The organism is Curtobacterium flaccumfaciens (assembly GCF_051548005.1).
Taxonomy (GTDB): Bacteria; Actinomycetota; Actinomycetes; order Actinomycetales; family Microbacteriaceae; genus Curtobacterium.
The window spans coordinates 1-18,750 of sequence record NZ_JBPUGH010000058.1 but is presented as its reverse complement, the minus strand read 5'-3'; the positions used below and the strand labels follow the sequence as shown (position 1 = coordinate 18,750).

General features: G+C 72.4%; 17 protein-coding genes. 5 read left to right on the top strand and 12 right to left on the bottom strand.

Annotation, left to right across the window (positions count from 1 at the left end; genetic code table 11):
* Positions 1-75: 75 nt before the first annotated feature.
* The 5 genes from ACSW7Y_RS08805 to mvk are packed head-to-tail and all read right to left on the bottom strand — an operon-like array spanning position 76 to position 5,455.
* Entirely contained in the window at positions 76-1,236 is a 1,161-nt protein-coding gene (locus tag ACSW7Y_RS08805) for a hydroxymethylglutaryl-CoA synthase (protein ID WP_438125923.1), read from the bottom strand.
* Complete coding sequence (locus ACSW7Y_RS08800; protein WP_438125922.1) at positions 1,233-2,324, bottom strand: hydroxymethylglutaryl-CoA reductase; 1,092 nt, start codon at positions 2,322-2,324, stop codon at positions 1,233-1,235. Before ACSW7Y_RS08800 ends, ACSW7Y_RS08805 begins: the two co-directional genes overlap by 4 nt.
* Positions 2,317-3,417 (bottom strand): phosphomevalonate kinase, encoded by a 1,101-nt coding sequence (locus ACSW7Y_RS08795; RefSeq protein WP_438125921.1) that lies wholly within the window; start codon positions 3,415-3,417, stop codon positions 2,317-2,319. The genes ACSW7Y_RS08800 and ACSW7Y_RS08795 overlap by 8 nt, the downstream gene beginning before the upstream one ends.
* A complete protein-coding gene (mvaD, locus tag ACSW7Y_RS08790) occupies positions 3,414-4,433 on the bottom strand; it encodes a diphosphomevalonate decarboxylase (protein WP_438125920.1) in 1,020 nt (339 codons plus the stop codon). Before mvaD ends, ACSW7Y_RS08795 begins: the two co-directional genes overlap by 4 nt.
* On the bottom strand, positions 4,430-5,455 hold the full coding sequence (gene mvk / locus ACSW7Y_RS08785; RefSeq protein WP_438125919.1) for a mevalonate kinase: 1,026 nt from the start codon (positions 5,453-5,455) through the stop codon (positions 4,430-4,432). The genes mvaD and mvk overlap by 4 nt, the downstream gene beginning before the upstream one ends.
* A 141-nt stretch (positions 5,456-5,596) precedes the next feature.
* Here mvk and ACSW7Y_RS08780 point away from each other — a divergent pair, with 141 nt between their 5' ends.
* Genes ACSW7Y_RS08780 through ACSW7Y_RS08765 form a run of 4 tightly spaced genes read left to right on the top strand, consistent with a single transcriptional unit; the run spans position 5,597 to position 9,178 of the window.
* Complete coding sequence (locus tag ACSW7Y_RS08780) at positions 5,597-7,207, top strand: DHA2 family efflux MFS transporter permease subunit (protein WP_438125918.1); 1,611 nt, start codon at positions 5,597-5,599, stop codon at positions 7,205-7,207.
* 47 nt (positions 7,208-7,254) lie between these two features.
* Complete coding sequence (locus tag ACSW7Y_RS08775) at positions 7,255-7,734, top strand: MarR family winged helix-turn-helix transcriptional regulator (protein WP_438125917.1); 480 nt, start codon at positions 7,255-7,257, stop codon at positions 7,732-7,734.
* 22 nt (positions 7,735-7,756) lie between these two features.
* The gene (locus tag ACSW7Y_RS08770; RefSeq protein WP_438125916.1) at positions 7,757-8,179 is read left to right on the top strand and encodes an organic hydroperoxide resistance protein; all 423 of its coding nucleotides are present in this window, start codon (positions 7,757-7,759) and stop codon (positions 8,177-8,179) included.
* Positions 8,180-8,203: 24 nt separating this feature from the next.
* Complete coding sequence (locus ACSW7Y_RS08765; RefSeq protein WP_438125924.1) at positions 8,204-9,178, top strand: zinc-binding dehydrogenase; 975 nt, start codon at positions 8,204-8,206, stop codon at positions 9,176-9,178.
* Positions 9,179-9,297: 119 nt separating this feature from the next.
* On the opposite strand, the gene ACSW7Y_RS08760 is transcribed toward ACSW7Y_RS08765, so the two are convergent.
* The 5 genes from ACSW7Y_RS08760 to ACSW7Y_RS08740 all read right to left on the bottom strand — a co-directional run bounded on the left by ACSW7Y_RS08760 (position 9,298) and on the right by ACSW7Y_RS08740 (position 14,630).
* Positions 9,298-11,067, bottom strand: coding sequence for a chloride channel protein (locus ACSW7Y_RS08760; protein WP_438125915.1), 1,770 nt, complete (start codon positions 11,065-11,067; stop codon positions 9,298-9,300).
* A gap of 133 nt (positions 11,068-11,200) precedes the next feature.
* Entirely contained in the window at positions 11,201-11,650 is a 450-nt protein-coding gene (locus ACSW7Y_RS08755; RefSeq protein ID WP_438125914.1) for a MarR family winged helix-turn-helix transcriptional regulator, read from the bottom strand.
* Positions 11,651-11,671: 21 nt separating this feature from the next.
* The gene (locus tag ACSW7Y_RS08750; RefSeq protein WP_438125913.1) at positions 11,672-12,376 is read right to left on the bottom strand and encodes a DUF4396 domain-containing protein; all 705 of its coding nucleotides are present in this window, start codon (positions 12,374-12,376) and stop codon (positions 11,672-11,674) included.
* A 141-nt stretch (positions 12,377-12,517) separates the two neighbouring features.
* Positions 12,518-13,975 (bottom strand): sugar porter family MFS transporter, encoded by a 1,458-nt coding sequence (locus tag ACSW7Y_RS08745; RefSeq protein WP_438125912.1) that lies wholly within the window; start codon positions 13,973-13,975, stop codon positions 12,518-12,520.
* 145 nt (positions 13,976-14,120) lie between these two features.
* Entirely contained in the window at positions 14,121-14,630 is a 510-nt protein-coding gene (locus tag ACSW7Y_RS08740; protein WP_438125911.1) for a hypothetical protein, read from the bottom strand.
* A 91-nt stretch (positions 14,631-14,721) separates the two neighbouring features.
* Here ACSW7Y_RS08740 and ACSW7Y_RS08735 point away from each other — a divergent pair, with 91 nt between their 5' ends.
* Positions 14,722-15,636 carry a LysM domain-containing protein gene (locus tag ACSW7Y_RS08735; RefSeq protein ID WP_438125910.1) on the top strand — a complete coding sequence of 305 codons (915 nt, stop codon included), beginning with the start codon at positions 14,722-14,724 and terminating at the stop codon, positions 15,634-15,636.
* A 123-nt stretch (positions 15,637-15,759) separates the two neighbouring features.
* On the opposite strand, the gene pgi is transcribed toward ACSW7Y_RS08735, so the two are convergent.
* Positions 15,760-17,466 (bottom strand): glucose-6-phosphate isomerase, encoded by a 1,707-nt coding sequence (gene pgi / locus ACSW7Y_RS08730; protein WP_438125909.1) that lies wholly within the window; start codon positions 17,464-17,466, stop codon positions 15,760-15,762.
* A 202-nt stretch (positions 17,467-17,668) separates the two neighbouring features.
* On the bottom strand, positions 17,669-18,679 hold the full coding sequence (locus ACSW7Y_RS08725) for a nitronate monooxygenase (protein WP_438125908.1): 1,011 nt from the start codon (positions 18,677-18,679) through the stop codon (positions 17,669-17,671).
* Positions 18,680-18,750: the final 71 nt, after the last annotated feature.

Genomic DNA, 18,750 nt, shown 5'->3' with positions numbered 1-18,750 from the left:
GATGTGGCGGGCCGGACGGCGCTGTTCTGTCGCTTTCGCGGAAGCGACAGAACAGCGGGCGGACGCGCCGGCGCGTCAGGCCCGCGCGGTCGGCTCGTAGCGGCGGGCACCGCCGCGGACCCCGGCGAACCGGTACGGCGCCGTCGTGACCCGCGGTCGCTCGGTGTCCTCGCTCGTCGCGGCACCCGCGGCGTGGAGCTCCCGGTACGCGTCGACCGTCAGCGGGACGCGGGCCTCGAGGAGCGACCGGACCCGGCCCTCCCGGCGGTGCGTCCGGTACCCCGGCCGGACGATGCCGGTCAGGAGCTCGCCGACGCTGCCGGAGCCGTAGCTGAACATCGCGATCCGCTGCCCGTCGAGGTCGTCGTCGAGGTCGAGCAGGGCCGCGAGGGCGATCCAGATCGACGCCGTGTAGGTGTTGCCGGTCTGCTTGTTGTAAGTGAAGCCGATCGCGAGTTCGGCGTCGTCGAACGGCTGCCCGACGTGGTGTGCGAGCTTCCGGTGCGCCTTGATCGCCATCTTCGTGAACGGCTGGTGGTGGACCCAGCGCACGATGTCCTCGTAGCCCGGACCGCCCTGCGCGACGAGGTCGTCCCAGGCCCCGACGAACGCGTCGACGTAGGCCGTGACCGACAGGCGACCGTCGACGAGCGCGGTCGAGCGGTCGTTCGGACGCCAGAAGTCGTCGACGTCCGCGGTGAACACCCCCGCGGCCGGCTCGATCTCGATGAGGTCGGGGTCGGCGGTCACGAGCACCGCGGCGGCACCGGCACCCTGGGTGGGCTCGGCCGCCGTGTCGACGTCGTACCGTGCGACGTCGGCAGCGATGACGAGCACCCGCTCGTGCGGCGCCCGGGCGACGATCCCGAGGGCGAGCTGCACGGCGGCCGTCCCGCCATAGCAGGCCTGCTTCAGCTCGACGACCCGGACGGACTGCGGCAGTCCGAGGAGGCCGTGCACGAACACGCCGGCGGCCTTCGACTGGTCGACGCCGGACTCGGTGGCGAAGAGCACGGTGCGGATGCCCTCGACGCCGTGGCGGTCGATGATCTCCTTCGCGGCGGCCGCCCCCATCGTGACGATGTCCTCGTCCGGCGCGGGCACGCTGAAGGCGTCCTGCCCGATGCCGACGTGGTACTTCGCCGGGTCGACGCCGAGCCGCTCCGCGAGGTCGTCGAGCTCCAGGACGTGGTGGCCGGTCGCGATCGCGATGTCGTGGATGCCGATGGCGGTCATGCTGCACCTCCTGCTGCCGCGCCACGTCGTTCCATCGCGACGTGCGCTGCCATGAGTTCTCCCGGGTTGGTCTGCGCCGCGAGGAGCGACAGCTCTCCGCACAGCACGGTCGCCGCGCACAGGGCGGCCAGGCGGCGGGCGTTCTCCCCGGGTGCGCGGTCCTCGCGGCAGCCCAGGCGCACGAGGGCGTCCTCGACGACGGGCAGGTCACCGCCCTTGCCGTTGCCGACCGTGCCGACGATGAGGTGCGGCAGCGAGGTCGCGAAGTACAGGTCGTCGCCGCGGACCTCCGCGGACGTGATGCCCTGGGACCCCTCGACGATGTTCGCCGCGTCCTGGCCGGTGGCGAGGTAGAACCCGAGGAGCATGTTGGCGTAGTGCGCGTTCGCGGAGCGCAGCGCCCCGGCGATCGTGGAGCCCACGAGGTTCTTCGCGACGTTCAGCTCGGCGATCCGCTCGGGGGTGGACCGCAGGCGCTTCGACACGACCTCGCCCGGGATGACGATCTCGGCGATGGTGTTCCGACCGCGACCACGGATGCCGTTCACCGCGGTGGCCTTCTTGTCCGTGCAGAAGTTCCCGGAGATGCTGACGTAGCGCAGGCCCGGCTCCCACGCGAGGATCGCGGGCAGGAGCTTGTCGGCCGCCTGCGTGACCATGTTGTGGCCGGACGCGTCCCCCGTGGTGAACGCGAAGCGGAGGAACAGCAGGTCGCCGACGATCTCGGGGTGCACCTCGATGAGCTTCGCGAACCGGCTCTGCCCGGTCACCAGCGCCTCGAGCTCGTCCTGGCGCGCGAGGATGCGACCGGCCGCGACGTGGGCCGCGGCCGCACTGTCGGCACGGACGACGACGGACCGGGTCATGCGCTCGTCCACGACGGTCGCGACGATGCCGCCCTCGACCATGCGCGAGATGCGCGCCCCGCGACCGACCGACGGCCAGAGGGGCGACTCGTACGTGGCGAGGGGCACCTCGTGCTCGCCCTCGACCGCGTTGCCGGAGACGCGGATCGGTCCGACCCACTTGGTCGGGATCGGCGTCGTCAGGCCGGTCGCGGGTGCGGTGGGGTCGGTCGGGTCAGTCATCGAGGTCTCCTTCGGGCGCCTGCACCGCGACGCTGAGGTGCCTGATGTCGTGCGCCTCCCAGGCGCGGTGGATGGCGGTGAGGTCGGTGTCCGCCGGGACGAGCGCGATGCCGCAGTCACCGCCGCCGGCCCCGGACGGCTTCGCCGCCCCGCCGGCCCGCTCGACGACGTCGCACAGGGTGGCGAGTCGCTCCGTCTCGATCTGCGACCCGACGGACGCGCCGAGGCGCTGGAGCAGGACGCGAGCGCGACGGAGCGCGTCGAGCGTTCGTTCGGCGTCGCCGGTCTGGAGGCCCGCGGTGAGGTCGTCGACGCAGGTCCGGCTCTCGTCGAGGAACGCGGGGTACCCGCCGCCCCGGTGCTCCCGGACGACGCTGACGAGCTTCGTGGTGGACGCGGGCGAGCCGGTCCAGCCGACGAGGAGACGGAGGTCCGTCGGGGCGGGCAGACGCTGCACGTCGAACCCGGTCCACGCATCGACGTCGCTGAGGATGCCCGAGACGCTGCCGTCGCCGCGCTCGGGCGCGGGCTGCAGCATCGCGGCGAGCAGTTCGCGGTCCGGGGCGCTGTAGCGGAGCCACCCGCCGAAGGTGCTCGCGGCGAGGTCGCCACCGGACGCCCGGGGGTTCACGCGGATGGTCGCGAGCAGCGCCACGCGGAACCGGTCGCGCTGCGTCAGCCCGAGGCCGTAGAAGCGGTCGAGGGCGCCGACCGTCGCGACGGTGACCGCTGCGGACGAGCCGAGGCCGAACTTGCGCCCGCTCGCGTCGTCGAGCTGGCTCTGGATCCGGAGGTCGTGGAACCGCGGCGCGATCCCCCGCTCGGCCCGGAGCTTCTCGACGAGGTCGATCGTCGCCATGACGTAGTCGTAGGGGTGGTGCTCGCGGTCGAGGGCGAGGCCGTCCTCGGCGCGCGTCCACGTCAGCGGCAGGTGGCCGTACTCCTCGGAGTGCACGCTGCCCGAGCCGTGTCCCTCGCTGACCCGTGCCGTGATGGCACGGTCGAGCGCGATGAGCACGGACGGCTGCCCGGGCTCGACGACGGCGTACTCCCCGGCGACGAACAGCTTGCCGTGGGCGCGGAACTCGATCACTCGGCGGTCTCCTCCGGTCGGACGACGGCCGGGGCGGGTACCTCGCCGGTCGTCGCGGTTCCTTCGGAGCGGAGGAGGTGCGCGCCTGGTCCGGTGCCGGACGCGTTGACGTCACCGTGGCCGGCGAGGGCGGCGGCGACGGCGGAACGGTCCTCCGGCGTGGTGAGCACGACCACGTTCGGGCCCGCGTCGGCGGTGGCGTACGCCTGCAGCCCGGCGGCACGGAGCTCGGCGACCGCGTCGAACACGGCGACGCTACGCGCGTTGAGGTAACGGATCGGGGGGAACGCGCCCTCGATCGTGGCGTGCATGCGGAGCGCGTTGCTCTCGGTGAGCTCGCCGATGCGCGGGAAGTCCCCGGCGGCGCAGGCCGTGAGCATGTCGGTGACGGTCTCGGTCGTCGACGTCACCCATGCCGGGTAGAACGGCGACGTCGCGATGGTGCGACGCATGGCTTCACGGGAGCCGATCGGCTTCGGGCCGGCGTCGATCGTGACCACGACCATCGCCATCGGGGGCGCGGGCACGGTCTCGGCGTACGAACCCTGGTCGTCGCCGGCGTGCCAGACCGCGACGCCACCGGGGATCGATCGCGTCGCCGAGCCGGAGCCACGACGGGCGAGCCGGGAGAGGTCGCGCTCGGAGAGGTCCAGGCCGTACGCGGCCGCTGCGGCGGTCGCGAGCGCGGCGAACCCCGAAGCGCTCGACGCCAGTCCGGCGCCGGTCGGGACCGTGTTCTCGCTGACGACCGAAGCCCGCGAGGTCGATCCGGCGAGCTCGCGCACGAGGTCGAGGAACTGCGTGACCCGCACCAGCGCACCGTCGGTCGTGACGGCACCGTTCAGCGTCAGGGTGTCGTCCGCCGTGTCCCCGACCGTGACCGTGGTGGTCGTCGGGAAGACGTCGAGCCCCATCGAGACGCTGCCGGTCGCCGGCAGCGCGAGGGTCGCGTCCGCCTTGCCCCAGTACTTGACGAGGGCGATGTTGGGGTGCGCGACGGCCGTTGCGGTGGTCATGCGCGGTCTCCGATCGTGGTGGTCCAGGTGGCTGCGGCACCTACGCCGCGCAGGGCTGCCGCGATGCGGTCAGCGTCGTCGTCGGTGGCGAGGGCGAGGACGCAGCCGCCGCGACCGCCGCCCGTGAGCTTCGCGCCGAGGGCACCGGCCCCACGCGCCGCGGTGACGAGCCGGTCGAGGTCGGCGCTCGAGACGTCGAGGTCGGCGAGCAGCCCGTGCGCGGCGTCCATGCTCGCACCGAGCGCCTGTGCGTCGCCGTGCTCGAGGGCCGCGCGGGCAGCACGGGCGAGGTCGCCGATCCCGTCGATCGCCGCGCGGACCCCGACCGGGTCGCGCTCGAGGCGGTCCCGCACGGAGGCGACGGCCTCCCGGGTGTGACCAGGGACGCCGGTGTCGGCGACGACGAAGGTGAACCGAGCACCGAGAGCGACGGGCTCGACCCGGCCGCCCTCGAACCAGACCGGTGCGTCCGCGACCACGCCGCGTGCGTCGAGTCCGGACGGCCGCCCGTGGGCGATGCGCTCGCACTCCTGGATGAGCTCGTGGTGCGTGTCGGCGTCCAGGGTCTCGCCGAGGGCGTCGGCGACCGCTGCCGTGACGGCTGCGGCGACCGCGGCGCTCGAACCCATCCCCCGGGCGGTCGGGACGTCGCTGTCGACGCGGACGTGGAACCGGCGGTCGGTCACGCCGAAGTGCCGCAGCGTCGCGGTCACCGCGGTGACGGTCGGCAGGACGGCCGCGGGCGCGGTGTCGAGGGGGCCGTTGTGCACGGCGGACTCCAGCAGGTGCCCGGTCGCCGGGTCCGTGTCGGGGCCGCGGTCGACGCGCGCGGGGTCGGACCCGACCGGGGTGACCGTCGCGACCACGACCGCGTCGAGGACCGGCAGCACGAGTGCGGGTGCGCCGTGGACCACGGCGTGCTCCCCGATGAGGATCGTCTTGCCGTGGGATGCGGCGCGTCCCGTGCGGCGGGTGTCGCCGGCGGCGGGGGCCGCGGTGTGGTCGAGGTGGTTGCTGGTCATCGTGGGTCACGTCAGCCTAACCGTCCGTGCCCATGCGCGTGCTCGACGCTGGCCGTACCCCGTCGGTGAGCGACCTCCACGCCGGCGCGGCGGGCAGCGTACGGTGATCATCAGCATGCTGACGATCCCAGGAGGCACCGCATGAGCACCCCACACCCCCGCGCCGTCGAGGACCCGGCCGCGACCGAACGCCGGCGCTGGGCCGGCCTCGTCGTGATCAGCATCGCCGTGTCGCTGATCATCGTGGACTCGACCATCGTGAACGTCGCGATCCCGAGCATCGTCCGTGACCTGGACATCGGCTCGACCGCGGTGCAGTGGGTGCAGGAGAGCTACACCCTGGTGTTCGCGGCGCTGCTGCTCGTGTTCGGCTCACTCGCCGACCGGCTCGGGCGCCGGCTCCTCATGGTGACCGGCGTCGCGGTGTTCGCAGCGGCGTCCGTGCTCGCCGCGCTGGCACCGACCGGCGAGCTGCTCGTGCTCGCCCGCATCGTCCAGGGCGTCGGCGGCGCGATGGTCCTCCCGACGACGCTGTCGCTCGTCAACGCGAACTTCACCGGACGTGAACGGGGCATCGCGTTCGCCGTCTGGGGGTCGACCATCGGCGGCATGGTCGCCGTCGGGCCGCTGCTCGGCGGGTGGCTCACGACGTCGTTCTCGTGGCGCTGGGCGTTCGGCATCAACATCCCGCTCGGCGTCGCCATCGTCGTCTGCGCGTTCCTCTTCGTCCGTGAGTCCCGCGACGCGGTGCACGCCGGCCGGATCGACGTCGTCGGAGCGGTGCTCAGCGTGCTCACGAGCGCGTCGCTCGTGTTCGGGCTCATCGAGGGGCGGACCTACGGCTGGTGGACGAACGCCGAGCGGCTCCGGATCGGCGACTGGTCGTGGCCCGGCCCACTCTCCCCCATCCCGTACGCGTTCGGGCTCACCGTGATCGCCGGCGTGCTGTTCGTGCTCTGGACGCTGCGGCGCCAGCGCGCCGGCCGCTCGACGCTCATCGCCCTCGACCTGTTCGGCATCGCGTCGTTCCGCGGCGGCTCGGTCGCGGCGCTCATCGTGTCGCTCGGCGAGTTCGGCATCATCCTGTCGCTCCCGCTGTGGCTGCAGAACGTGCTCGGCTACTCGGCACTCCAGACCGGGTTCGTGCTGCTCGCCCTCGCCGTCGGGTCCTTCGTGGCGAGCGGGTTCGCAGCGACGGTCGGCCAGCGGATCGGCGCCCTGCGGATCGTCCGGCTCGGCATCGGCGCGGAGATCGTCGGCGTCGCCGCGGTCGGGTTCGTCGTGTCGTCGTCGACCCCGTGGTGGGCGATCGTGCCGTGCCTGTTCGTGTACGGGTTCGGTGTCGGTCTCGCCACCGCGCAGCTGACCGGGGTCGTGCTCCAGGACGTCCCGGTCGAGCGGAGCGGTGAGGCCTCCGGAGCACAGAGCACCGCGCGGCAGATCGGGTCCGCGCTCGGCATCGCGGTGCTCGGCACGGTCCTGTTCACCTCGACGAACTCGCTGCTCGAACACCGGCTGGAGGACGCCGGCACCCCGTCCGCGACCGCCTCGCAGGTGGCCGATGCGGTCGTGGCGTCCTCGGGTGGCGCGATCGCCGGACTCCGCGAGCAGGACCCGTCGGCCGCGGACGTCGCAGCGGAGGCCTTCAGTGACGGGACCCGCGCGGCGGCGTGGTCCGCCGCGGGCTTCCTCGTGCTCGGCCTCGCCGCCACACTCCGGCTCCGCGCGCGGCGCCCTGGAGACGACGACTGACGCCGATCATGGTTGTGCACAACTGAGTTGCGTGCAACACTGTTGGCATGCCCGTGACCGACGAGATGGTGTGCTTCTCGCTCTACGCCGCCTCCCGCGCGACGACCCAGGCGTACCGCACCATGCTCGAACCGTGGGGCCTGACGTACCCGCAGTACCTCGTGCTCGTGACCCTCTGGATCGAGGGCGACCAGAGCGTGTCGTCCCTCGGCGACCACCTCCAGCTCGACTCCGGCACGCTGTCACCGCTCCTCCGTCGCATGGAGCAGTCGGACCTCGTCCGCCGCGAGCGCCGGAGCACCGACGAGCGCGTCGTCACCGTCACGCTCGGTGACCGCGGTCGCTCGATCCGCCCGGAGCTCGCGCACGTCCCCGGCCGCATCGCGCAGGGCATGGGACTGCCGGACGAGCAGGCCGCGCTCGAGCTCATCGCGACGCTCCAGCGACTCACCGCCACCATGCACGCCGCAGCCGAGCCCCGGGACGACGACTCCGCCGACCCCGCCGACGCGGCGCAGCAGCACTGACCCCCACGAAGGAAGGAACCACATGGAAGCCCTCTACACCGCCGAGGCCCTCTCCACCGGCGCCGGCCGCGACGGCCGCGTCGCGACCAGCGACGGCTCGTTCGCGCTCGACCTCGCGATCCCGAAGGAGATGGGCGGCTCCGGCGCCGGCACGAACCCCGAGCAGCTGTTCGCCGCCGGGTACGCCGCCTGCTTCCACTCCGCGCTGCAGGGTGTCGCCCGTGCGCAGAAGGTGAAGATCACGGACTCGTCCGTCGGCGGCCGCGTGCAGATCGGCCCGAACGGGAACGGCGGCTACCAGCTCGCCGTCCTGCTCGAGGTCGTGCTGCCCGGACTCGAGCACGACCAGGCCCAGGCCCTCGCGGACGCCGCCCACCAGGTCTGCCCGTACTCGAACGCGACGCGCGGCAACATCGACGTCACCATCACCGTCTCGGAGGACTAGTCCATGAGCACCACCCCCACCACCATGCGCGCCGTCGTGCACCACGAGTTCGGCGAGCCCGCCGACGTGCTGGCCGCCGAGGAGCGCCCGGTCCCCACCCCCGGCGCCGGTGAGGTCCTCGTCCGCACCGTCCTCTCGCCCATCCACAACCACGACCTGTGGACGATCCGTGGCACGTACGGCTTCAAGCCCGAGCTGCCCGCAGCCTCCGGCACCGAGGCACTCGGCGTCGTCGAGGCCCTCGGCGAGGGCGTCACGAACCTGTCGGTCGGCCGGCGCGTCGCCGGCGGCACCTTCGGCGTCTGGGCCGAGTACTACGTCGCGAACGCCGCGGGTCTCGTGCCGGTGCCGGACGCGATGACCGACGAGGACGCCGCACAGCTCGTGTCGATGCCCTTCAGCGCCATCAGCCTGCTGCACTCGCTCGACCTGCACGAGGGCGACTGGCTCATCCAGAACGCCGCGAACGGTGCGGTCGGCCGGATGGTCGCGCAGCTCGGCAAGGCCCGCGGCATCAACGTCATCGGACTCGTCCGTCGCGCCGCCGGCGTCGAGGAGCTCCGCGAGCAGGGCATCGACCGCATCGTCGCCACCGACGCGGACGACTGGCAGGACCAGGTCCGTGCGATCACGGGCGGCGCCCCGATCGTCGCGGGCGTCGAGTCCGTCGGCGGCAAGGCCGCGGGTGACATCGCCTCGGTGATGGGCGAGAACGGCACCCTCGTCGTCTTCGGCGCGATGGCCTCCCCCACCCTGGAGATCCCGTCGGGCAAGGTCATCTTCGGCCAGCTCACGGTCAAGGGCTTCTGGGGTGCGGTCGTGAGCAAGACCATGGACGCGCCGCTCAAGCAGCAGCTCTTCGGCGAGCTCATCTCGCGCGTGCTCGACGGCTCGCTGACCCTCCCGGTCTCCGAGGTCTTCCCGTTCGAGGAGGCGCGCGCCGCGGCGCGCGCGAGCGACACCGCCGGCCGCGTCGGCAAGGTGCTCCTGCGCCCGTAGCGCGACCAGCAGACGGACGGGCGCGCCCCGCTCAGCGGCAACCGCGAAGCGTTGCGCGGGGCGCGCCGACCGAGCCTGCGAGGGAGGGGTGGCGGATCCCGCCACGGGCCTCCCGTCCGTCACCTCGTGGAGACCAGTGCCCGCAGCGCTTCCGCCTGACCCAGCCAACCGACCGGGCGGCCGTCCGTGTCGACCACCGGCAGGCCGGCGGTGTCCGCCGCCTCCACGACGTCCTGCACGACCGAGTCGAGCACTGCATCGTCCGGGACCGCCGTCACGTCGGCGGTCACGTCGAGCACCGGACGGTCTGCGACGTCGACGTCGGTGAGGACGGCCTCGCCGATCGAGCGGGCCGACACCACACCCGCGAAGCACCCTTCGGCGTCCACCACGACGACGGGTGCGCCGCCGCCGGACTCGACGGCCGCGAGTGCTTCAGCGGCGGTCGCGGTCACCGGCACGAGCGCTCCGACCGGCCGAGCCGCACCACCGACCGTCGTACCGGTCGGCCGGCGGACCGGAACCGCAGAGTCGGTGAGGTCGACGCCGCGGCGACTGAGCTTGAGCGTGTACACGGTGTCGCGCGACAGGACCTTCGACACCGCCGTCGCGATGACGACCGCGACGACGACCGGCAGGACGAGCGCGTAGTCGCCGGTCAACTCGAAGAGCATGATGCCCGCCGTGATCGGTGCGCGGGTCGACCCGGCGAACACCGCCCCCATCCCGACGACCGCGAACGCCCCGACCTGCCCGTGCAGGGCCGGGTCCAGCGTCGCTGCGACCTCGCCGAAGGCCGCACCGACCATGGCCCCGATGAACAGCGACGGCGCGAAGACCCCGCCGGAGCCGCCGATGCCGAGGGTCAACGAGGTCGCGAGCACCTTGCCGACCACGAGCACGGCGAGGAACCCGAGCGCGTACTGCCCGGCGACCCCGTCCTCGAGGACCGGGTACCCGACGCCGTACATCTGGGGCAGCGCGAGCAGGAGCAGGCCGAGGAACAGGCCGCCGACGACGGGCCGCAGCCACTCCGGACCGCGGGTCGCCCGCCACAGGACGTCGCAGGCGTCCTCGACGAGGTAGAGCACCCGGGTGAAGCCGATGCCGACCGCCCCCGCCACGAGCCCGAGCACCGCGAAGAGCAGGTACTCCGGCGGCGTGATGCCTCCGATCGCCGGAAGGTGGAGGAAGGCCGAGTCACCGAACGCTGCCCGCCCCACGAGCGCGGCCGTGATGCTCGCGATCGCGACCGCGCCGAACGACGTCGGCGTGAAGTCGCGGAGGAGGAGCTCGAGCGCGAAGAAGACCCCGGCCACGGGAGCGTTGAACGTGGCGGAGATGCCGCCGGCCGCCCCGCACGCGACGAGGGTCCTCAGCCGGACCTCGGGCATGCGCATCCACCGGCCGATCGTCGAACCGAGTGCCGAGCCGATCTGGATGATCGGCCCCTCCCTGCCGACGGAGCCGCCTGCGCCGATGCAGATCGCGCTCGCGAGGGCCTTCACGACGGCGACGCTGCCGCGGATCCGACCGCCCGTCCGGTCGACCGCGAACATGACCTCGGGCACGCCGTGCCCCCGCGCCTCACGCGCGAACCGATGGATGAGCGGCCCGTAGAGCAGACCGCCGACCACGGGAGCGAGCACGACGAAGCCGGCGCCGAGCCACGGGACCCACGGGTTCGCGGGGTGCCCGGTGGTCGCGGAGTAGTCGGCGTGCCCGCTGAAGACCCACGTGGCGTGCTGGATGAGCCAGCGGAAGACGACCGCGGCGACGCCGGCTCCGGCACCGACGACGAGGGCGGGCAGTGCGAGCCGGACGGCGGCACCCCCGAACCGGGTGCCGGCGGCGTGCAGGTGGGAACGAGCGGGGGCGGGTGTGGACACGGTCCTCCATCATTTGTACGAGAACAATGATTGTACGCGTGCAACTGTTGGAGGTCGAGAGGTCCGGGGGGGGGGGGGACGGAGCCGACAGCGCGGCGTGGCGCAGGGGCCGGTCGTCCGTCCGGGCGACGGATCAGCCGCCGAAGGCCGAGACCTCCTCGGGCAGGGGCTCGTCCATCGCCGTCCGCAACGCCCGCATGGCAGCGACGACCGTCGGCCGCTCCGCCTCGGGCACCCGCTCCAGCACCTCGGCGAGTTCCCGGCGCCGTCGGCCACTCACCTCGTCGACGAGCGTGCGACCTCGGTCCGTCGCAGCGACGAGCACCTCGCGCCGGTTCGCGGATCCGGGCCGACGCTCGACCCAGCCGCCCGCCACGAGGCGGTCGACGTTGCGCGTCAGCGTGGAGGGCTCGACCGCCAGACGCTCGGCGAGGTCGCCGGCACGGGTCGGTCCCAGCGTCGTGACGAGGACGATGAGCCGGAACTGCGGAACGGTGACGTGCTCGAGTGCCGTCGTCAGCGATCGCGCGACGATGCCGAGCAGCCCCCGGGACGCCGCGAGCACCTCGTCGATCTCAGCCATGCGCACCATCCTCGCAGCCCGTCACATGGCTTCCTTGATCCCCCGACGCACCAGCCAGGCGTTGACCGGGTAGGCGCACACGAAGCCGGCCACCATCGCGAGTTGCATCGCGACCCAGAACTCCGGGGAGAAGACACTCGCTCGCCCGCCGAAGAGCGCGGGGAACACCACGAGCTGCCACACGGCCATGAGCCCGTACATCCCGATCTGCCACGCGACGATGCCCAGCGTGTCGGCCTTGAGCGCGGCGACGAGTCCGGCACGGAGGCCGAGGCCGCGCATCGGGGCGATCGCGAAGTACTGGAAGCCGATGCCGAGCAGGTAGGCGAGCACGAAGTCGACGACCCATCCGGCGACCATGCGGTCCTGGTACAGCGAGCCGAGCCCGACGAGCGCGCCGATCGCCGGGAACCAGGCGAGCCCGAACTCACCGATCAGGTCGCCGAGGGCACATCCTGCACCGCAGTGGCTCGTGTCGATCGCCGTCCCCGCCCAGCGCCCGTGGTCCGGCGCGGTGGCTCGCCCCCGGCGGAGGTAGAACACGAGCCAGACGACGCTGCCGAACAGCATCGTCAGTGGCCAGACGAGCGCCATCACCCGCATCTGCGGCGGGTGCCGGACGACGTCCACGGCGACGAACGCCGCGCAGCCGACCGCGACGACCAGGAGCACCGCGCAGAGCGCGGTGAGCGGGGAGGGGAAGGCATGGATCCCGAGCTCGACCACGGCCACCACCTCGACTTGTACGCGTACAACGACAGGACGAGCCTACGGTCAGGTCGCGACGGCGCTCTCAGCCGGGCGGGAGACGGACGGGAGGCCCGTGGCGGATCCGCCACGGGCCTCCCGTCCGTCAGTCGTGCGCGGTCAGGCGCGCGCCTTCTTCTTGTCGACCACGAAGATGTTGCCGGTCGTGACGCCCTCCTCGACCTCCTCGAGGGTGCGGCCGCGGCTCTCCGGTACGAACTTCCAGATGAAGAGCAGCGCCAGGACCCCGACGATCGCGAACCCGAAGAACGTCCCGGTGATGCCGGTCGCGGCGACGATCGTCGGGAAGTACAGCCCGAGGAACGCGTTCGCGATCCAGAGGCAGAACACCGCGATGCCCATGCCGAGTGCGCGGATCTGGGTCGGGAAGATCTCGGACAGCACGACCCACACGGCGATGTTGAGGAAGGTCTGCATCGATCCGACGAATGCGACGACGAGGAACAGGATCACCCACGGGCGCGCCGGGTTGCCCGTGACGAGCAGCATCGAGGCGATGCCGATGAGGAAGTGGCACACGGTGGTCAGCGAGAACCCGATGAGGAGCGTGGTCCGCCGGTTGATGCGCTCCATGTTCGCGAGGGCGATCACACCACCGATCACGGCGATGACACCGGGAGCGATGTTGGCGATGAGCGCTGCCTGCGCCTCGAAGCCGGACTCGATGAGGACCGTCTGGCCGTAGTACATGATCGAGTTGATGCCGGTGAGCTGCTGGGCGACGCCGAGCCCCGCGCCGATGAGCACGATGCGGATGAGCCACTTGTTGCCGAGCAGCGTGCGCCACCCACTCTGTCGCTGGACCTTCGCCTCGAACTCGTTCGTCCGCTTGATGTCCTCGAGCTCCGCCGTCGCGCGCTCCTCCGAGCGGATCTGCCCGAGCACCTCGAGGGCCTCGTCGTTCCGCCCCTTCGACGCGAGCCAGCGCGGCGACTCGGGCACCCGCAGCATGCCGACGAAGAGCGCGATCGCGGGGAGGGCGCAGACGGCGAGCATGACGCGCCAGACGCCACCGCCCTCACCCCAGAGGCTGCCGATGATCGCGTTCACCACGAAGGCGGCGAGCTGCCCGATCACGATCATGAGCTCGTTGCGGCCGGACAGCGAGCCGCGGATCTCGTAGGGCGCCAGCTCGGCGAGGAACACCGGGACCACCGTCGACGCACCGCCCACCGCGAGTCCGAGCAGCACGCGGCCGACCACGATCACGCCGAAGGACGGGGCGAAGACGCAGATGAGGGTGCCGACGAAGAACGCGACGGCGAGCAGGATGATCGTCTTGCGGCGTCCCCACCCGTCGGCGACCCGACCGCCGAGCATCGCGCCGATCGCCGCGCCGAACAGCAGGGAGCTCGTGACGACGCCCTCGGTGAGGTTGGTCAGGCCGAGCTCGGTCTTCATCGGGTTCAGGGCACCGTTGATGACGCCGGTGTCGTACCCGAAGAGCAGGCCGCCGAAGGTGGCGACGAGAGCCAGCACGCCGAGGCGGCGGCGGTGCGGCCCCGTGCCGACCGGGGGCAGTGCGACAGAGGGGCCTGTCGGTTTGATGTCGACCATGCGGTGACTCCTTCGTCCGTGATCGCGCTTCATCGCGTGGACCGATCGTAACCCGAAACTATGTCCTGTCAATCAGTCATACTATCGTTTTCGCGATTGGATCGGTCCACGAAACCCCTGATCAGCGTCGGAGCGGTCCAAGCGGTCATTCGTCGTCATGGTCGTGCGGCGACGGCTCGTCACCCAGGACGTCCCCCAGGGAAGCCATCCCCGCGCCGTGGTCCGTGTACCGACGGACCGTCCGGCGTGCCGCCGCGCTCGCGGCCCCGGCGAGCTTCGGGTCGCGACGAGCGGCGTCGGCGACGCGACCCGCGTGCCCGGCGGTGGACAGCAGGACGTTTGCGAGGGCCCGCGCACCACCCTGCTCCGGGACCCCGGCGATCGACCACGCCGACCGGACCTGCTCGTCCGGGCTGACACCACGACGGGTCCCCATCCGGTGCCAGTCCGACAGCGCTCCCTCGGTGCGGTCGGCGGCGCGGGCCGCTTCGTCGGACCGTCGACGAGCGGCATCCCGGACGGCATCGTCGGCCAGGGCATCACGCGCGGCGACCGACTCGGCTCGCGCTCGGGCCGCAGCGTCGTCCCCACCGGACTCGGCGACGCGGGCGGCGTGGGCGGCTGCTGCGGCGGCGAGGATCTCGGAACGGTCCATGCCGACGACGGTAACGCCTGGGGCCGACAGCGCACGACCGGTTCGCGTGCATGGTCTCCCCCGGTTAGCATCGCGCGGGAGGGGGAACACGATGAGGACTGCACCGAGGACCGTCGCCACGCTGGGGGTCGTGACGATCGGCATCGTCGCGTTGAGCGGCTGCAGCCTGCTCCGTGGCCCCGAACCGGTACCGGTGCCGACCCGATCGGACGCGTCGGAGAGCGCGTCCCCGACGCCGACTCCGACACCTGACGGGTCGTCCGCCGAGGCACTGCTGGAAGCATCGGCGCACCCGCGGACACCGACCCCCGCGCCGTCGGAAGCGGCGGCTCCCGCGCCGACCCTGAGCCGGATCGCCGCCGGCACGGTCGTGGCGGAGGGGAACGTCGCATCACCGCTCGGCAGCGTCCACTTCCACTTCCGCATGGTCTCCGACGGGGACGACACGTTCTCGGCGCAGTACTCCGGCTTCACGTCGACGCTGCCCGTCCCGGTGTCGGTCTCCCTGTTCGAGAAGCCGCGGGCGGTCGGCGACGGTCTCACCTACCACGGTGTCGGCGACCACCAGCTCGGCGGCGCCACCGCGGCGCCCGGGTCCTCGGCGACGGTCCCGCTCGACGGATCGGGCGTCGACCCGTCGGGGCTCACCACCCTCGTGACGTACTCGTCCGCCGGGCCGGACGCCGCGGTCCCCGTCGAACTCGGCCCCGGAAAGGTCCTCGCCGTGACGACGGTGCGCTGGTCGGTGCCCGCACGGACGACGAACGTGCGACCCGTCGACGGTGGTGCGCGGTCGAACGCTGCCGGGAAGGTCACGGCGACGACCGCGAGCGGCGCGCCGAGGTCGTACGTCGTGGCGCCGGACGACCTCATCGGTGACGTCGCGGCGCGGTTCGGCATCAGCGTCCGCGCGCTCGTGTGGTTGAACGAGGGCGTACAGGTGTTCGGCGACGACCAGTACCTCTACGAGGGAACGACCCTCAACCTCGACCCGTTGGCGCGCTGACGCGCGGCCGTCGCGGCGCCCGAGTCCCAGAGCGCACGGCTCGCGCCCTCGGCGCACGCACGAACGGACGGGAGGCGCGGTGCCAGCCGGCACCGCGCCTCCCGTCCGCTGTCCGGTCGCGTGCTACTTCCGCAGCTCCAGGTACTTCGCGATGAGCGCCTTGGTCGAGGAGTCCTGCGCGTCGAGCGCGGCCTGGTCGCCCTCGACGGCCGGGGTGACCTGCAGCGCCAGCTGCTTGCCGAGCTCCACGCCCCACTGGTCGAACGAGTCGATGCCCCAGATGGTGCCCTCAGTGAACACGATGTGCTCGTAGAGCGCGATGAGCTGACCGAGGACGCTCGGCGTGAGCTCCGGCGCGAGGATCGACGCCGTCGGCTTGTTGCCCGGGAACGTGCGTGCCGCGACGATCCCCTCGTCGGTGGTGCCCTCGGCTCGGACCTCGTCCGCGGTCTTGCCGAACGCGAGCGCCTTGGTCTGCGCGAAGAAGTTCGCGAGGAACAGGGTGTGCACGTCGGTGCCCGGCTGGACGCCCTTGCCGTCGCCGGTCTCGTCCGTGAGCGGCCGCGGCGGGTTGGCGATCGTGATGAAGTCGGCCGGGATCAGGTTCGTGCCCTGGTGGATGAGCTGGTAGAACGCGTGCTGGCCGTTCGTGCCCGGCTCGCCCCAGAAGACCTCACCGGTGGAGGTCGTCACGGGGCTGCCGTCCCAGCGGACGCGCTTGCCGTTCGACTCCATCGTGAGCTGCTGCAGGTAGGCGGGGAAGCGGTGCAGGTACTGCGTGTACGGCAGCACCGCGTGGCTCTGGGCACCGAGGAAGTTCGAGTACCAGACGTTGAGCAGGCCCATCAGGACGGGGACGTTCTGCTCGAGCGGCGTCGTGCGGACGTGCTCGTCGATCGCGTGGAAGCCCGCGAGGAACTGCTCCCAGTTCTCCTTGCCGATCGCGACGACCACGGCGGTGCCGATCGCGGAGTCGACCGAGTAGCGGCCGCCCACCCAGTCCCAGAAGCCGAAGGCGTTCTCCGGGTCGATGCCGAACGCGGCGACCTTGTCGAGCGCGGTCGAGACGGCGACGAAGTGCTTCGCGACCGCGTTCGCCTTGTCCGCGTCGGAGCCGTCGGTGAGCCCGAGGCGCTCCCACAGCCACTGGCGCGCGAGCCGGGCGTTCGTCAAGGTCTCGAGCGTGCCGAAGGTCTTCGACGCGACGATGAAGAGGGTGGTCTCGGGGTCGAGGTCGGCCGTCTTCTCGTAGATGTCGGCCGGGTCGATGTTCGAGACGAAGCGGGCTTCGAGCCCCTCCTGCACGTACGGCTTGAGGGCTTCGTAGACCATCACGGGGCCGAGGTCGGAGCCGCCGATGCCGATGTTCACGACGGTCTCGATGCGCTTGCCGGTGACACCGGTCCAGGCGCCCGAGCGGATCTGCTCGGCGAACGCGTAGACCTTGTCGAGGGTCGCGTGCACGTCGGCGTCGACGTCCTGCCCGTCGACGACGAGCGCCGGGGAGGCACCGGCCGGGCGACGGAGTGCGGTGTGGAGGACGGCGCGGTCCTCGGTGACGTTGATGTGCTCACCGGCGAGCATCGCGCGGAAGCGCTCGGCGACACCGGTGGCCTCGGCGACCTGCAGCAGGTCCGCGAGGATCTCCTCGGTCACGAGGCCCTTCGAGAGGTCGACGGTGAGGTCGGCGGCCTGGAACGTGTACTTCGCAGCACGCTCGGGGTCGCTGTCGAACCACCCGCGCAGGTCCGGGGTGAAGCCGTCGGCGATGGCGGCGAGCTTCTTCCAGCCGTCGGTCGATGTGGGGTCGACGGGAGCGGATTCGGTCACGAGGGGTCCTCCTGGATCACGTGGGAACACAGTCCGCCGGTCACCGCAGCACTGCGTCGCGGACCACGTTCGAGCGTAGTGCCGTCGCGGTGCGCCCGCGCACAGTCCGCGTTCGCTGTGGACGGACCCTCGCCCGGCCCACCGGTGCAGGAACGGTCCCGGGTCCGAACCGGACCATCTCGGCGCCCGCAGCGCGCCCCGGTCAGGTGAGCAGTGCCTCCAGGGCGTCGGCGACCGGACCGTCCGACGCGGCCCGCCAGGCACGACCGGCCCACAGGTGCAGGCGGTGCGGATCGCCGCTCGCGGCGGCCTCCGAGCGGAGCGGCCTGGTGAGGTGGTGCAGCGCCGGGTAGCCGAGGGGAGCCTCCGGGTGCGCCCGGGTGAAGGCGTTCGCGAGTGCCCTGGCCGGGCGGCCGGTGAAGGCACGGGTGAGGACGGTCCGGTCGAACGCAGCGTCCACGAGCGCTGCCCGGTGCGTCGCCGAGGTCCCGGCTTCGTCGCTCCGCAGGACGGCGCTGCCCACGGCGACCGCCGACGCCCCCGCTGCGAGTTGCTCGCCGACGTCCTCGGACCCGCCGATGCCGCCGGCGGCGACCACGGGCAGCGTCGTCGCGGCCACCACCGAACGGACCAGGTCCGGCAGCGGCACCGCGCGCACCGGCGACCGGGGGTCCAGCACCGCGGAGTGTCCGCCGGCGGCCTCCCCCTGCACGAGCAGGGCGTCCACGCCCCGCTCCGCTGCCGCGACCGCCTCGGCCGGGGTCGTCACCGACTGCAGGGTGACGACCCCGCGGTGCCGGAAGGCCCGGACGACGTCGAGGTCGGGCAGGCCGAACGTGAACGAGACCACCGGGACGGGGTCGTCCAGGAGCGCGGCGACCTTGTCGGGCCAGGCGTCGTCGTCCTCGCGCAGCGTCGGCAGGGCACGGCCGGACTCCTGCTCCAGCTCGCCGCGGTACGCGTCGTACACGTCGGGGGCGATCGGGACCGGGTTCGGGGCGAAGAGGTTCACGCCGAACGCCTCGACCCCCGCCGAACGGACCGTCGCGACCTGGTCGCGGAGCGCGTCGACGTCCTGGTAGCCGGCAGCCAACTGGGCGAAGTGGCCGCTGCGCGCGGTGGCGACGACGAGGTCCGGGGTGCTCGGGCCGCCCGCCATCGGGGCGACGTGGACGGGCGCTGCGGCGCCGAGGACACCGGGCAGGGAACGCATGCGCCCATCTTGCCGCGGCAGCCGCCACGGCCGCGCCGCCCCCGTCCGGCCCTGCGCTGGCCCGGTCGGCC

Coding starts and splice junctions, on each gene's coding strand:
- ACSW7Y_RS08805 (WP_438125923.1), bottom strand. CDS start 1,236: ATGACCGCCATCGGCATCCACGACATCGCGATCGCGACCGGCCACCAC.
- ACSW7Y_RS08800 (WP_438125922.1), bottom strand. CDS start 2,324: ATGACTGACCCGACCGACCCCACCGCACCCGCGACCGGCCTGACGACG.
- mvaD (WP_438125920.1), bottom strand. CDS start 4,433: ATGACCACCGCAACGGCCGTCGCGCACCCCAACATCGCCCTCGTCAAG.
- mvk (WP_438125919.1), bottom strand. CDS start 5,455: ATGACCAGCAACCACCTCGACCACACCGCGGCCCCCGCCGCCGGCGAC.
- ACSW7Y_RS08780 (WP_438125918.1), top strand. CDS start 5,597: ATGAGCACCCCACACCCCCGCGCCGTCGAGGACCCGGCCGCGACCGAA.
- ACSW7Y_RS08775 (WP_438125917.1), top strand. CDS start 7,255: ATGCCCGTGACCGACGAGATGGTGTGCTTCTCGCTCTACGCCGCCTCC.
- ACSW7Y_RS08770 (WP_438125916.1), top strand. CDS start 7,757: ATGGAAGCCCTCTACACCGCCGAGGCCCTCTCCACCGGCGCCGGCCGC.
- ACSW7Y_RS08765 (WP_438125924.1), top strand. CDS start 8,204: ATGCGCGCCGTCGTGCACCACGAGTTCGGCGAGCCCGCCGACGTGCTG.
- ACSW7Y_RS08755 (WP_438125914.1), bottom strand. CDS start 11,650: ATGGCTGAGATCGACGAGGTGCTCGCGGCGTCCCGGGGGCTGCTCGGC.
- ACSW7Y_RS08745 (WP_438125912.1), bottom strand. CDS start 13,975: ATGGTCGACATCAAACCGACAGGCCCCTCTGTCGCACTGCCCCCGGTC.
- ACSW7Y_RS08740 (WP_438125911.1), bottom strand. CDS start 14,630: ATGGACCGTTCCGAGATCCTCGCCGCCGCAGCAGCCGCCCACGCCGCC.
- ACSW7Y_RS08735 (WP_438125910.1), top strand. CDS start 14,722: ATGAGGACTGCACCGAGGACCGTCGCCACGCTGGGGGTCGTGACGATC.
- ACSW7Y_RS08725 (WP_438125908.1), bottom strand. CDS start 18,679: ATGCGTTCCCTGCCCGGTGTCCTCGGCGCCGCAGCGCCCGTCCACGTC.